14 protein-coding genes are annotated in these 12,723 nt (G+C 41.9%); 6 read left to right on the forward strand and 8 right to left on the reverse strand.

What is annotated here, in order from left to right; translation table 11 throughout:
• Positions 1-142 precede the first annotated feature (142 nt).
• Positions 143-721: a competence transcription factor ComK gene (gene comK, locus NYE49_RS05700; protein ID WP_015483050.1), complete on the forward strand. Its 579-nt coding sequence runs from the start codon at positions 143-145 to the stop codon at positions 719-721.
• A gap of 46 nt (positions 722-767) precedes the next feature.
• Here comK and NYE49_RS05705 read toward each other — a convergent pair whose 3' ends face one another.
• Positions 768-1,667: an SDR family oxidoreductase gene (locus NYE49_RS05705; RefSeq protein ID WP_047182383.1), complete on the reverse strand. Its 900-nt coding sequence runs from the start codon at positions 1,665-1,667 to the stop codon at positions 768-770.
• Between the two features lie 217 nt (positions 1,668-1,884).
• Between NYE49_RS05705 and NYE49_RS05710 the strand changes: the two genes are divergently transcribed.
• The gene (locus tag NYE49_RS05710; RefSeq protein WP_015483052.1) at positions 1,885-2,154 is read left to right on the forward strand and encodes an excalibur calcium-binding domain-containing protein; all 270 of its coding nucleotides are present in this window, start codon (positions 1,885-1,887) and stop codon (positions 2,152-2,154) included.
• A gap of 43 nt (positions 2,155-2,197) precedes the next feature.
• Here NYE49_RS05710 and NYE49_RS05715 read toward each other — a convergent pair whose 3' ends face one another.
• The 3 genes from NYE49_RS05715 to NYE49_RS05725 all read right to left on the reverse strand — a co-directional run bounded on the left by NYE49_RS05715 (position 2,198) and on the right by NYE49_RS05725 (position 4,434).
• Positions 2,198-3,667, reverse strand: a complete 1,470-nt coding sequence (locus NYE49_RS05715) for a sodium:solute symporter (protein WP_015383277.1) — start codon at positions 3,665-3,667, stop codon at positions 2,198-2,200.
• The gene (locus NYE49_RS05720) at positions 3,664-3,864 is read right to left on the reverse strand and encodes a DUF3311 domain-containing protein (RefSeq protein WP_003224377.1); all 201 of its coding nucleotides are present in this window, start codon (positions 3,862-3,864) and stop codon (positions 3,664-3,666) included. Before NYE49_RS05720 ends, NYE49_RS05715 begins: the two co-directional genes overlap by 4 nt.
• A 207-nt stretch (positions 3,865-4,071) precedes the next feature.
• Positions 4,072-4,434, reverse strand: coding sequence for a hypothetical protein (locus NYE49_RS05725; protein ID WP_003233132.1), 363 nt, complete (start codon positions 4,432-4,434; stop codon positions 4,072-4,074).
• Positions 4,435-4,585: 151 nt separating this feature from the next.
• Here NYE49_RS05725 and NYE49_RS05730 point away from each other — a divergent pair, with 151 nt between their 5' ends.
• The 4 genes from NYE49_RS05730 (at position 4,586) to NYE49_RS05745 (ending at position 8,000) form a co-directional block, all read left to right on the forward strand.
• Positions 4,586-5,209 (forward strand): VTT domain-containing protein, encoded by a 624-nt coding sequence (locus NYE49_RS05730; protein ID WP_010886465.1) that lies wholly within the window; start codon positions 4,586-4,588, stop codon positions 5,207-5,209.
• 1 nt (position 5,210) lies between these two features.
• Positions 5,211-5,717: a signal peptidase I gene (gene lepB, locus NYE49_RS05735; protein WP_003233128.1), complete on the forward strand. Its 507-nt coding sequence runs from the start codon at positions 5,211-5,213 to the stop codon at positions 5,715-5,717.
• A gap of 179 nt (positions 5,718-5,896) precedes the next feature.
• The gene (locus NYE49_RS05740; protein WP_080344182.1) at positions 5,897-7,396 is read left to right on the forward strand and encodes a monooxygenase; all 1,500 of its coding nucleotides are present in this window, start codon (positions 5,897-5,899) and stop codon (positions 7,394-7,396) included.
• A gap of 76 nt (positions 7,397-7,472) precedes the next feature.
• Positions 7,473-8,000: a MarR family transcriptional regulator gene (locus tag NYE49_RS05745; protein WP_003245853.1), complete on the forward strand. Its 528-nt coding sequence runs from the start codon at positions 7,473-7,475 to the stop codon at positions 7,998-8,000.
• A 154-nt stretch (positions 8,001-8,154) separates the two neighbouring features.
• Here the strand turns inward: NYE49_RS05745 and glcP are convergent, their stop codons facing one another.
• The 4 genes from glcP to ntdA form a co-directional block, all read right to left on the reverse strand.
• Complete coding sequence (gene glcP / locus NYE49_RS05750) at positions 8,155-9,360, reverse strand: glucose/mannose transporter GlcP (RefSeq protein WP_015383281.1); 1,206 nt, start codon at positions 9,358-9,360, stop codon at positions 8,155-8,157.
• 71 nt (positions 9,361-9,431) lie between these two features.
• Positions 9,432-10,484, reverse strand: coding sequence for a glucose-6-phosphate 3-dehydrogenase NdtC (ntdC, locus tag NYE49_RS05755; RefSeq protein ID WP_015383282.1), 1,053 nt, complete (start codon positions 10,482-10,484; stop codon positions 9,432-9,434).
• Positions 10,485-10,497: 13 nt separating this feature from the next.
• Positions 10,498-11,346, reverse strand: a complete 849-nt coding sequence (gene ntdB / locus NYE49_RS05760; protein WP_047182384.1) for a kanosamine-6-phosphate phosphatase — start codon at positions 11,344-11,346, stop codon at positions 10,498-10,500.
• A complete protein-coding gene (gene ntdA / locus NYE49_RS05765) occupies positions 11,318-12,643 on the reverse strand; it encodes a 3-dehydro-glucose-6-phosphate--glutamate transaminase (RefSeq protein ID WP_047182385.1) in 1,326 nt (441 codons plus the stop codon). The genes ntdB and ntdA overlap by 29 nt, the downstream gene beginning before the upstream one ends.
• Positions 12,644-12,723 lie beyond the last annotated feature (80 nt).

The raw sequence follows: 12,723 nt of genomic DNA on the forward strand, positions 1-12,723 counted from the left end.
CGGTTTATTACTAGTCATTTAGTACCATTAAATATCATTAAAAGATGATTTTATCTTAAATGTTAAAAAAACCTGTCGTTTTACAAAAACAGATGATAGATTATTAGTATAAATTTTGCAGAAAAAGGATGGAGGCCATAATATGAGTCAGAAAACAGACGCACCTTTAGAATCGTATGAAGTGAACGGCGCAACAATTGCCGTGCTGCCAGAAGAAATAGACGGCAAAATCTGTTCCAGAATTATTGAAAAAGATTGCGTGTTTTATGTCAACATGAAGCCGCTGCAAATTGTCGACAGAAGCTGCCGATTTTTTGGATCAAGCTATGCGGGAAGAAAAGCAGGAACTTATGAAGTGACAAAAATTTCACACAAGCCGCCAATCATGGTGGACCCTTCGAACCAAATCTTTTTATTCCCTACACTTTCTTCGACAAGACCCCAATGCGGCTGGATTTCCCATGTGCATGTAAAAGAATTCAAAGCGACTGAATTCGACGATACGGAAGTGACGTTTTCGAATGGGAAAACGATGGAGCTGCCGATCTCTTATAATTCGTTCGAGAACCAGGTATACCGAACAGCGTGGCTCAGAACCAAATTCCAAGACAGAATCGACCACAGCGTTCCGAAAAGACAGGAATTTATGCTGTACCCGAAAGAAGAGCGGACGAAGATGATTTATGATTTTATTTTGCGTGAGCTCGGGGAACGGTATTAGAAAAATAGGAAGGAGCTGACCGAACAGGGCAGCTCCTTTCATAAAGCTATGCCGTCGGAATTCCTCCGGTGATGCCATATACCTGAGATGTCACATAGCTTGAATTCTCTGAAGCTAGAAATACATAAACATCGGCCAATTCCACTGGCTGTCCAGCGCGATGTAATGGAGCTGGCGGCGTGCCTTGTCCGAATTTCGGGATGTTTTCCGTCGGCTGTCCGCCGGAAATTTGCAGCGGTGTCCAAATTGGTCCGGGCGCAACTGAATTTACTCTGATGCCTTTGGAAGCAAGCTGTTTTCCCAGTCCGACGGTAAAGCCGATAATGGCGTTTTTCGTTGCTGCGTAATCTAACAGCATCGGGCTTGGATGATAGCCTTCAACTGAGGTAGTTGTGATAATTGAAGCTCCCTCCGGCAAATACGGAAGCGCCGCTTTTACAACCCAGTAAAGGGAAAAGACGTTCACTTCAAATGTTTTATAGATTTGTTCAGTAGGCAGATCTTCGATGTTTTCGACCGCTTGCTGTTTGCCTGCAACGAGCGCTAGCACATCAAGTCCGCCGAGTTCGTGATGCGACTGTTTGACTAGATCTTGGCAAAAGGATTCGTCGCTCAAATCTCCGGGGATCAGCACTGCTTTTCGGCCTTCTGCTTCAATCAGTTCTTTTACCTCTTCAGCATCTGGCTGTTCCTCGGGCAAGTAGTTAATGGCCACATCGGCACCTTCTCTGGCGTAAGCAATCGCGGCAGCGCGGCCGATACCGGAATCGCCGCCCGTGACAAGCGCTTTTCGACCCGTTAGTTTACCTGATCCTTTGTAGCTTTTTTCTCCGCAATCAGGGACAGGCTTCATGTTCTTTTGCAGGCCTGGCGGTTCTTGATATTGTTCGGGAAATTCATCATGAAAAAATGCTTTTATAGGATTCGTAAGATTTGAATCAGACATCAGCAACGCTCCTTTTCTGTTTGGTGTACATTCGTATGTGTACCCCTGAGCATAAGCAGAAAAACATGTGTTGGCAGTTTGAACACTGAAGGACCAAAGAAAACAAGAAAAAACAAAGCCTTCTTCCATATTTATCTTGTCAAATAAGACTATATGAATTATGATAAATTCGAGCTATAAATCAACTAAATATTGGGTATTGGGAGAGTGAATCGTCATGAAAAAAGCGGCGGCGATTTTGCTGTCACTCGGTCTCGTTTTCGGTTTTTCATACGGAGCTGACCATGTGGCGGAAGCCAAAACAAAGGTGAAGGTTTATAAGAACTGCAAGGAGTTAAACAAAGTATACAAAGGCGGAGTGGCCCGCACTTCGAAGGCGAAAAACAAAGGCGGAAAAACAAAGTACAAGCCTTACGTCTCTAAGGACCTTTATGATGCCAATAAAAAGAAAGACCGCGATAAAGATCTTATCGCCTGTGAACGGTAAATAAGAAAAAGCAATCTGGTGTCCAGATTGCTTTTTCTATTGCTTAAGCTGCCTGATCGGCCGCAGCGCTTTTCGCCTTCCTTGTCATAAGGCTGACTGCCATCATGACCGTGATATTCAAAAGCAGGGCGACGATGCCTACATTCAAGTCTTTTGCGGCTTGCGGCAGCGCCGGAAATAAAGTGCCGATGGTCGTTTCCGTCATTGTAATATAAGTAACTGCTCCGACACCTGCAATAATGCCGGCGAAGGCTCCTTGCTTTGTCACCATATTATGCTTGAACAGGCTGAACAAAAGGGCGGGGAATAGCTGTGTGACAAGGCTGTAGCCCATCAAAAGCAACGTAACGATGGTATTCCCGCCTTTGAAGGTAAAATACACCGAAATCAGCGCAATCACCGGCACTAAAAACTTAGCAAGCGCCGATACTTGCAGTTCTGTCGTGCGGGGCGCGATTACCTTGTACACATTTTTTGCAAACAGCGTGGAGGCGGACATTAAGATCATAGACCCTGGCACAAGTGCTGTCAGCAGTCCGGCAGCACCGATAATTCCGACAAACCAAGGGTCAAATGTTTGCAGAGACAGTCTCAAAAGCGACAGATCCCCGTCTGCGCCTTTCAGATCTGGAACTTGCAGGATAGCCGCAAAGCCAACGAAAAGGACGAAGAGCAGGACCAGCTGGTACAAAGGCATGATGATGGCGTTTTTGCGAAAGACTTTTGGATTTTCAGCTGAATACGAGGCGGAAAAGGTGTGAGGCCACATGTAAAACCCGAGCGCTGTCAAGAGTACGGTTGAACTGAACCAGGCCACACTTTGTCCCGATTCGGGGAGCGTAAGAAAGCCAGGCTTTGCCGTTTCAATCTGCTGAAACATGTCTTGAAATCCGCCGTAGTAATGAATTGGCAAATACACACCTAAAAACAGAACGACAACCAGAATCATGATGTCCTTCACAACCGATATCCAGGCAGACCCGTGAATGCCTGAAACCATAACATAAACCGTGATGGAAACAGCGCCGATCCAGATGGCGGCGGTCGGGGTGATTTTGCCGTACGAGGTTTCCGATACAATCAGCCCGAGGCCTTTCAGCTGCAGTACAAGATAGGGAATGAGTGCGGCGATGCCGACCAGTGAAACGAGAATGCCGAGCAGCGGACTGTTGTATTTTTTTGTGAAAAAATCAGACTGCGACATCAGTTTATGCTGTTTCGCGTACGTCCAAACTGCCGGAAGAAGCCAGTAAGAAAGGATGTAGGCCAGACATCCGTAGGCGATGATATAAAAGGCTGGACCGCCTTTTCCGTAGGCCCAGCCGCTGCCGCCGAGAAACGTAAAAGTAGTATAAATTTCGCCTGCCATCAAAAGGAAGACGAAAACAGTTCCGAAGCCGCGCCCTCCGACCGTCCACTGCTCCAGGTTCATGTCTTTTCCTTTTTGGGCGCGTATACCGAGAAAAATACTCAAGAGCAGGACACCGAAAATGATGATGAGTGCTGCATTCATTCTGCTTCCTCCTTTTTATTTTCCTTGTCGAGGACATATACAATCGCCATCAGCGCAGAGGTCAAAAGAGCCCACATCACAATATAGGCAAGAATAAACGGCATGCCGAACACATAGGGGGTCACCTTATTTGCAAAAGGGATGCCGAGTAAGATTCCGATAAAGGGCAAAGCGGCAAGAACGTGAATCAGTTTCATAGAATCCTCCTTCTATTTAGGAATGGGGTGTACAAGCCCAAGCGTACTGAAAATGATGTCGCAGATATGGCAGTACATGTCACTTTTTAGGGTGAAAGGCTGTGGTTCGAATTATAAATAAATTTATTTTGTTTGCATAGTGTGAATTGTCTGAAATTAGTACTCTGAATCGCCCGAAGAGGGAACGGGCAGTATGATTCAAAAGGCTCAGAGTCTGTCTGGGGCAAATAGATAGTATGTTAATAATTCGCTGACCTGCTCACGGATTCGCGGATTAAAATAGCGGTGGTTTTCTTCATAACCGTCGATGACAAATGTATAGAGCGTAAAGGCCTCATCGCGTTCCGTCTCGCGGATTGCAATTTTTCTTTTCCTCAGTTCTTTTCTGACTTCCATCAAATCCTTTTGTGCTATTTTTAATGATTCGCTGATAAGCTGTTTATAAGGATGCTTCAATTTTAATGTGCTTTCTTCAATTCCGGCGAGATCACGGTTAAAAATCGTAATGGCCATGGGCAAAAAGAGAGCCCGTTCAATTAAATCGTATATTTCCTCCTGCAGATTTGGCATGTTGACTCCTTCCTTCTAAGGGAACGTTTGTTCTATTTGTATTCTATATCGGCTGGTGAAATGTTTCAAGACAGAAAAAATCACCAAAACTTTTTAGTTTTCTGCTGATAATGTGTAGAATAAGGATAGACAAACCTGGTAAGGAGTATAAATGTTGGAGCATTTTTTATCCTATTTGACACAAGAACATTTAACTGAATTATTTCAAAGCTATAGGGCTTTCGGTCCGCTCATTGCTGTGCTGCTGCCTTTAATTGAAGCATTTCTCCCGTTTTTGCCGCTAATCGTGTTTGTGGTGGCGAATACGAACTCGTTTGGCTTGTGGGAAGGATTCATCCTGTCCTGGGCGGGATCAACTGCTGGTTCCATTCTCGTATTTTTAATTGTGCGTCAATACGGACAGAGAAAATTGCTTGGATTTATCCGCAGTCATCCGTCTGTCAGAAAGCTGATGTTATGGGTGGAAAGACACGGCTTCGGTCCCATGTTTCTTCTGCTTTGTTTTCCATTTACACCGTCAGCCGCGGTGAATGTTGTTGCCGGTTTGTCAAGGATCGGAACGCGGCCGTTTATTTTGGCGGCAGCCTCGGGGAAGCTTGTCATGATTTTTATGATCAGCTTCATCGGATATGATCTGCACGCGCTGATTACACAGCCGATTCGAACGGTCATCGCCGTATTGGTGATCACTGTCTTATGGTATGTCGGCAAAAAGGTGGAGCGGTATCTGCATGTAAGAGCCAGTCAGCGTGAGCATGATGGAGGGAGACAGTAACATGAAAAAACGGTTTTGGTTTCTTGCCGGTGTAGTGTCCGTTGTTCTCGCCATTCAGGTTAAAAATGCTGTCTTTATTGATTACAAGGTAGAAGGCGTCAGTATGAACCCGACCTTCCAGGAAGGAAACGAATTGTTGGTCAATAAATTTTCGCATCGATTTAAAACCATCCATCGTTTTGACATCGTCCTTTTTAAAGGCCCTGATCATAAAGTGCTGATTAAACGGGTAATCGGCTTGCCCGGTGAAACGATCAAATATAAAGATGATCAGCTGTATGTGAACGGAAAGCAGGTTGCTGAGCCATTTTTGAAGCATTTGAAATCTGTTTCTGCCGGCAGCCATGTAACGGGTGATTTTTCTTTGAAAGATGTGACGGGAACAAGCAAGGTGCCGAAAGGAAAATATTTTGTCGTTGGAGATAATCGCATATACAGCTTCGACAGCCGGCATTTTGGTCCGATAAGAGAAAAAAATATTGTCGGTGTGATTTCTGATGCCGAATAAAAAGACGCTAATGGAAGAGGCGTCTTTTTGTATGCCGTTTGGAAAAATGTGTTGAAGAAAAATTTGTAAGGAGCTATAATCAATATTGTTACCTGTGTAACAAAATTTATACATTTTTTGATTGGGGGGCTGTTTTTATTGGTTTTTGTTCGTTTTTCATGAAACAAAAGGAGTGGTGAATGATGATGAAATATGAAGCAGTGATTATAGGAGGAGGGCCGGTTGGATTTATGCTGGCTTCTGAGCTTGCGATGGCCGGAGTGGGAACATGTATGATTGAACGGCTTGAAAAACCTGTTCCGCATTCCAAGGCGTTGACGCTGCACCCCCGAACGCTGGAGCTCCTTGAGATGAGAGGGATTTTAGAGCGGTTCGTATCCAAGGGAAGCAAGATACCTTCCGGACATTTTTCAATGCTGGATACCCGTCTGGATTTTTCAGGCTTGGATACGAGCTGTCCTTACACGCTTTTGCTCCCGCAGTCAAAAACAGAAAAGCTTCTTGAAGATCATGCGCGAAGCCTGGGAACAGAGGTGTTTCGGGGTGCCGAGGCGCTGGCGGTTACGCAAAACGGGGAAACGGTCCAAACGATTTTTAAGGATCGGGACGGCAGTGTACGGACGATCACAAGCAAGTTTGCCGTTGGGGCAGACGGCGCCGGAAGTACCGTCCGGAAACAGGCGAAAATTGAGTTTCCGGGAACAGACAGCACTGTCACCGCTGCGCTTGGGGATGTGGTGCTCCTTTCTCCGCCGCCGTCAGGCGTGCTGTCCCTTTGCACAAAAGAGGGCGGTGTTATGATTGTTCCGTTATCTTCAGACCGATATCGTGTCGTTGTGATCAGTCCTTATCGCACGCAAACGCCGAAAGATGTGCCTGTGACTGAGGAAGAGCTGAAAGCTGACCTCCTGCGAATTTGCGGAACTGACTTTGGTTTAAGCGACCCTTCGTGGATGTCGCGGTTCGGGAACGCCGCGCGCCAAGCGAAACGGTATCGGGACGGCAGAATCTTTCTTGCGGGTGATGCCGCGCATATTCATTTTCCGGCGGGCGGGCAAGGACTGAATGTCGGCCTTCAGGATGCAATGAACCTCGGGTGGAAACTGGCGGCGGCCATCAAAGGCTCTGCGCCTTCGTGGCTTTTGGACAGCTACCATGACGAGCGGCATCCGGCAGCTGAAGGGCTCCTCAGAAACACAGAGGCACAGACAAAGCTGATCGATTTCAGTCAAGCAGGCCTCCATTTGCGAAGCATGATGTCGGAGCTGCTGGCCTTCCCTGATGTGAATCGATATGTAGCAGGGCAAATTTCTGCACTCGATGTCAGATATGAAGCTGATCGTACCATGCCGCCGAATCGTTTGAACGGGGCAAGGCTCCCTGACATGGAGCTGATTCTTTCCGACGGCAATTCGGAACGGCTGTACAGCTTTCTCCAAAACGGGACATTCGTTTTGCTGTCATTGAGGCAGGAAGCTGATGATCATATCGCAGTGAAAGGCTTACGTACGGTAACCGCCTCGCTTGCAGAACCGAATGAAAAGTTGCGGGATGTGCATACCATATTGATTCGTCCCGATGGACATGTAGCCTGGGCGGTGGATGCATCAGCGCCCGATTGTGCCGAGGTGATTCAAAAAGGGATCAGCCGCTGGTTTTCCGTCACCAGCCGAGTATAATTCAATTCGATTGTTTCATCTGTAACAAAACGGTATGATAGAAGAAACAATCGAATGAAAAAGGATGGAAAACCCGATGAACACAGATCATACGAAACGCAATCTTTTTGAATTGTATGCGGAGCTCATTCATCAGCAGGAGAAATGGGAGGGGCTTATTAAAGCCTTTTTATCTGACGAATTGAGGAAGCTGGATGTAGAGCACGGGAGTAAATCTCAATTGACGATGACAGAAATTCATGTTCTATCCTGTGTCGGGGACAACGAACCAATTAATGTCACGTCGATAGCAGAAAAAATGAATACGACAAAAGCGACTGTATCACGCATCAGCACAAAATTGCTCGGCGCAGGCTTCCTTCACAGAACACAGCTCAGCGATAATAAAAAGGAGGTCTACTTCCGATTGACGCCTGCTGGAAAAAAGCTGCACAGTTTGCACAAATATTATCATCAGAAGGCTGAACAGCGTTTTCTGTCATTTTTTGACCGCTATACCGAGGAAGAGATTCTTTTTGCGGAACGGCTGTTTCGGGATCTGGTGACAAAATGGTATCCGTCGTCAGAAGAAATTGAAGGGGGGCTTCCTAGCATTTTTAAATAAAAAACACGCACTGCTGTGCGTGTTTTCGCTTTTTTCTATGTTTTTCAAGGCTGTAACGTAAATCAGATTTCCTCTTGAAGAATGAAATTCAAGATGTTCAGGAATTGCACTGCTTTTACGATATGTCTATTAGTATCTTTATTTTATACGTTTTCTACTGTGTTTTTGATGCTTTGTTTTCAAGTGAAATAGGGTCTTCTGTTTTAGTTCTCCTAATCTTTACAGAAATACCTACTAGAATGACCGCCATAGTTGTAAATATTCCCATGGTTAATAAGATCGTATCCTGGTTTAAACTCCATCCAATTAAGAAAGAGATGATCGCTCCTCCGAAACTTGCCGAGGCAATAAATAAACTTGTAACTTCGTCAACGTACTTCTGAATAATGATTGATGCTAGTGTTAAAGCAATGGGAAATATGCCTGCTATACTTAGGCCAATCAAAAATGTACCACCCAATTGAAGTATTGGGTTACTTATATAAGAGAAAGCAATCAACAAAACAATTAAACAACTACAACTAAAAAGGAGGTATTTGGAAAAATCAAGCCTTCTACTTACTAAACCAATCAGTATTCTCCCTATGATGATCCCTACCCAGAAAAAGGAGACACTTATAAGACTAATTTGTTCATTGTCTTGGTTTATCATGATTGAAGGTAAAAAGTTGGCAAAATTTGTTTCAATTCCAGCATATAGGAAAGCGAAAAATACAAAAAAGCCTAATTGCTTTGATTTTTTTCTATCTCCTATAAAGTATTGAAATGCTCCTCCATCTGGAAAGGTCACTTGTTGGTTGGCATTCTTAGCGTACTTTCGGTTCTTGGACAAGAAAATTAACCACCCTACGAATAGGACGAATAAAAAGGTGAATATACAGTAATACGGTAAAAACCAGTTATTGATATCTATGAAGGAATTAATTAATAATGGGAAAGATAAAGCGCCTAATCCAAAGAGAACTTCCAGCTTACTCATTTTTTCTGCATTACTTTCGAAATTAGCTATAACAAATGAACCAACTGTCGTTTCTAATGTGCCTGCTCCATATCCTAAGAGAAAAGCCATTACAATAATATAATACCAATCCTTAGTTAGAAAAAAGATACTTAACGCTGCAAGCATTATTGTCAAAGCTAAAGTAAGTGTCCTAAAATGACTGTATTTCTTAATCATTAACGGTGCGATTAATACTCCGCTTAGAAATCCGGTAAACTGAAAGAAGATTATGACTGAAATATCATCTGTTGTCTTGTTAAAAGACTCTAATAGAAATGGTGTCAAACTCCCTGTTGATATATGGATAATACCTACTGTAAAAAAGAAAGCATATCCAAATAAATATGTTCCTCTTAACATTCATTTCACCCCTATATGAAAAAGCAGGAAAATAAATTCCTGCTTTTTTAGTAACTTCTCTCTTTGAAATACTAGTTGACTGCTGAAACAGACATTGGTTGAGAGTTGCTGTCTTTCTCAAAGAACATTTCTAACACTTCCTGAGATCTAAAACCATCACTAAAAGAAGGGATCTCAACCCAATCATTCTGAGTTGATGCAATCCAATTGATTAACTCGCTTCTAAAAGAATCAGCCCATCCATAAAACTCGTTTGGCGGATCGTTTAATAGGCTTTGCGGTACTGGGCAGTCTACCACGTTCAAGCCATCTATGAGCTTGTAAACGTGAGGATTACCTGTGTGGTATTTAAACTCTTTTTTGTGTCCAACTACCTCAATGCTAAAACCACAGTCTTCAGGTACAGAACATTTTGATGTGATGATATTTACAAATACCTTGTTCTTCAGCTGGCCATAAATTTCTGCATAGTCATCTACGAGTACCTGTTTATCCTCTTTTGTTTTTACATTTGTGTTCATTTTTGCCCTTACTGATTCTGTGATGAAATCACTCTCAAACAAATACCATACCATGTCAATAAGGTGAATACCCAGATCCCCCAATGATCCACTCGTCTTCTTACTGTTAGCGTCATCTCTCCAAGTAAACTTCTTACGCCTAAGTGCACTATTTTTCTTGAAGTGTACTTTTATGGACAGGATGTTACCTAGTTCATTATTGATAATTAAGCTTTTTAAGATATTTACGTAAGATAAATATCTATAATTAAATCCCATACTGGCTCTTACGCTCAACCTTTCAGCAGTATCTTTCATTATGCTTGCTTCTTCAAGAGAAATAGCCATAGGCTTTTCACACAAAACATGCTTATGTTTTCCTAATGCTTGCAAAGCATGTTCTTTATGGCAAAAGTTTGGTGATGCTACAATTAAACCTTCTGAGGCATCAATTAGTTCATCTGCGTTTTCAAATGACTTCCCGCCGAAAGTTTTCACAAAGCTTTCCGCATTTTGTTGATTTATGTCATATACCCCTACTAACTCTGCATTTTTTATTGTAGATAAAGCAGTTGCATGCGCTCTTGCAATACCACCTGCACCTATGATGCCTATCTTCTTCATTTTTATTTCCTCCTCATGATCCAATTAATTTTTTTAGGGTATTAGTAATTCCTTTTGAGTACTCACTATCAGTTATAAGGTGGTGCAAGTTTTTGGCTTCCTGTGTTGCATTTTTTAGCAGATATCCATTCCCTACTGTCTGTAACATACGAACATCATTTCCACTATCCCCAAATGCGATAGCTCTTTCGGTATTTAAATTGTATTTCTCTAACATAAACGTTACAATTTCATTCTTTCCTGTTCCTATGGGGATAAAATCTACATCATAGCTGTCTTCTGGATCGCCTGCTAAGGGATTACACCGATTTATATTTACTGAAACGCCGTATTCCTCGCAGATTTTTTCAATTGCTAATAGGTTCTTCTTGTCGTTTATTTCATCTTGTTCCTGATAGTAGAAGTTATGCTTATACCGTGACTTTCCTAATTGAGTTTGAGGATTCAAAAGAATGTTATGATTTTCATGCAGCTGTTTCACAAGTTTTTCAACCTTTTCTTTACTAAACCCTTCATTTATGCGACTGTTCCACTTATTATCTTGCTGTCCGAAGTTATGCTCAGAAAAGTACGTAATTTCAGTTCCAAGATCACTAGCTATAAAATGCGGAAAATATCTAAATTTTCCTCGTCCCATTTTATCGAGAATAGATTCTATACTGCTCCCAGTAACCCATCCGATTATTAGTTCCCCATCTTTACTTTTTTGTTCTAGATAGTTTTCGAGTTCATAAATGTCTTTTTGTTTTTGTTCGTCGATTGTATGCGGAAAATACGTTTCATCAAAATCACAAAAAACAATATACTGAGGATGTTCAACCGTGGATAACGTTTTATACTCCGATTTCTTGCTTAATAACATGAAACAGTCCCTCCATTACTCTGTCTTGTTCTTCTAAAGTAAATGACGGATATAAAGGCAAATGCAGTACCTGACTATGAGCCTTTTCCGTATGAACCAATTGGAGTCCTGCATACTTGTCCTGTACTAAAGGAGTTTTTTGCATATGAGACAGTACTGGATAATATACATCTGTTTGAACACCAAAATCTTTATTTAATTTAGTCATGATATCTGCCCTATCTTCTGTTCTTACCTTAATAGGAAACAGATGCCATACATGATCTTCACTTAATTCTGGTAATTCAATAAAGCCTTTATTCTGTAACTCTGCTAATTGGGTAATGTATCTATCCGCCAAGAACAGTCTTTTGAAGTTGTTTAATGAAAGGTACTTCATTCTCTCTAAACCAATAGCTGCCTGTAAATTGTCCATTTTTGAATTAAATCCAAAATTGATGACTTTCTTATTTTTTACATTTACTTCAAAACCATGATAACTAAATTGAATGCATTTTTTAGCGAGTTCTTCATTATCAGTTGCTATTGCCCCAGCTTTGCCACATACACCAAAATTCTTATAAGGATTAAAACTTAATGTAGTGATGTCTGCATACTTTCCTAAGTCTGTCAGGCCAATTCCTTGGCAGGCATCTTCAATTACTTTCAATTTATAACGATTTGCGATTTGACGGATATGCTGCATGTCTGAATGTTTTCCGTATAAATGCACAGGTAGAATAAACTTTGTATAAGGAGTTATTGCTTCTTCAATTTTGTCAGGATCGATGCAGAATGTTTGTGGGTTAATATCTACATAGATAGGAACGCCTCCCAAAGCTAACACAGCATTTTCAGTAGCTGAAAAGCTATTAGCCGGCATGATCACTTCATCCCCTGGGTTTAACCCTAAAGCCAATAAACCTATCATAATAGCATCGGTTCCACTGCTGGTTGCAATTACATACCTTTTATGTAAATATGTAGATAAAACTTTTTCGAATTGCTCTAAATAGGGGCCACTCGTAAATTTTCCAGTTGGCAAAACTTCAGTTAATGTATTTAAGATATCTTCCACTTCATCATTGGTTATTAATCTGTCTACAGGCAAAAAAGGGACTTTACTGATTTCACGATTTTTTTGATAGTTGAAAAGATCATGTTCAATATCTATCTTTTCCTTTAATACTTGTTTCCACTGCTCGTTTACAATACTGTCTTCAATAACAAGTTCTTTTCCTTGTACGTCACCTTTTAAGTGTTTTAATAGTGACATGTTTTCTTTGCTTTTACCTGAAATCTTAACCTGTTTTTGCATGAACAGTACCTCCAATGATTTTATAATCTAAAAATTTATTACAAATTTATCCTAATTTCTGAAATCGGTAACATGTCAAC

Origin of the sequence: Bacillus sp. FSL L8-0358, from assembly GCF_038593095.1 — a bacterium.
GTDB classification, from domain to species: domain Bacteria; phylum Bacillota; class Bacilli; order Bacillales; family Bacillaceae; genus Bacillus; species Bacillus subtilis.

Excerpts from the sequence above, each read along its gene's own strand:
- NYE49_RS05710 (WP_015483052.1), top strand. The coding sequence starts at position 1,885 with ATGAAAAAAGCGGCGGCGATTTTGCTGTCACTCGGTCTCGTTTTCGGT.
- glcP (WP_015383281.1), bottom strand. The coding sequence starts at position 9,360 with ATGTTAAGAGGAACATATTTATTTGGATATGCTTTCTTTTTTACAGTA.
- ntdB (WP_047182384.1), bottom strand. The coding sequence starts at position 11,346 with ATGTTATTAAGCAAGAAATCGGAGTATAAAACGTTATCCACGGTTGAA.
- NYE49_RS05725 (WP_003233132.1), bottom strand. The coding sequence starts at position 4,434 with ATGCCAAATCTGCAGGAGGAAATATACGATTTAATTGAACGGGCTCTC.
- NYE49_RS05720 (WP_003224377.1), bottom strand. The coding sequence starts at position 3,864 with ATGAAACTGATTCACGTTCTTGCCGCTTTGCCCTTTATCGGAATCTTA.
- ntdA (WP_047182385.1), bottom strand. The coding sequence starts at position 12,643 with ATGCAAAAACAGGTTAAGATTTCAGGTAAAAGCAAAGAAAACATGTCA.
- NYE49_RS05730 (WP_010886465.1), top strand. The coding sequence starts at position 4,586 with ATGTTGGAGCATTTTTTATCCTATTTGACACAAGAACATTTAACTGAA.
- NYE49_RS05745 (WP_003245853.1), top strand. The coding sequence starts at position 7,473 with ATGAACACAGATCATACGAAACGCAATCTTTTTGAATTGTATGCGGAG.
- lepB (WP_003233128.1), top strand. The coding sequence starts at position 5,211 with ATGAAAAAACGGTTTTGGTTTCTTGCCGGTGTAGTGTCCGTTGTTCTC.
- NYE49_RS05740 (WP_080344182.1), top strand. The coding sequence starts at position 5,897 with ATGATGATGAAATATGAAGCAGTGATTATAGGAGGAGGGCCGGTTGGA.
- NYE49_RS05705 (WP_047182383.1), bottom strand. The coding sequence starts at position 1,667 with ATGTCTGATTCAAATCTTACGAATCCTATAAAAGCATTTTTTCATGAT.
- NYE49_RS05715 (WP_015383277.1), bottom strand. The coding sequence starts at position 3,667 with ATGAATGCAGCACTCATCATCATTTTCGGTGTCCTGCTCTTGAGTATT.
- ntdC (WP_015383282.1), bottom strand. The coding sequence starts at position 10,484 with ATGAAGAAGATAGGCATCATAGGTGCAGGTGGTATTGCAAGAGCGCAT.
- comK (WP_015483050.1), top strand. The coding sequence starts at position 143 with ATGAGTCAGAAAACAGACGCACCTTTAGAATCGTATGAAGTGAACGGC.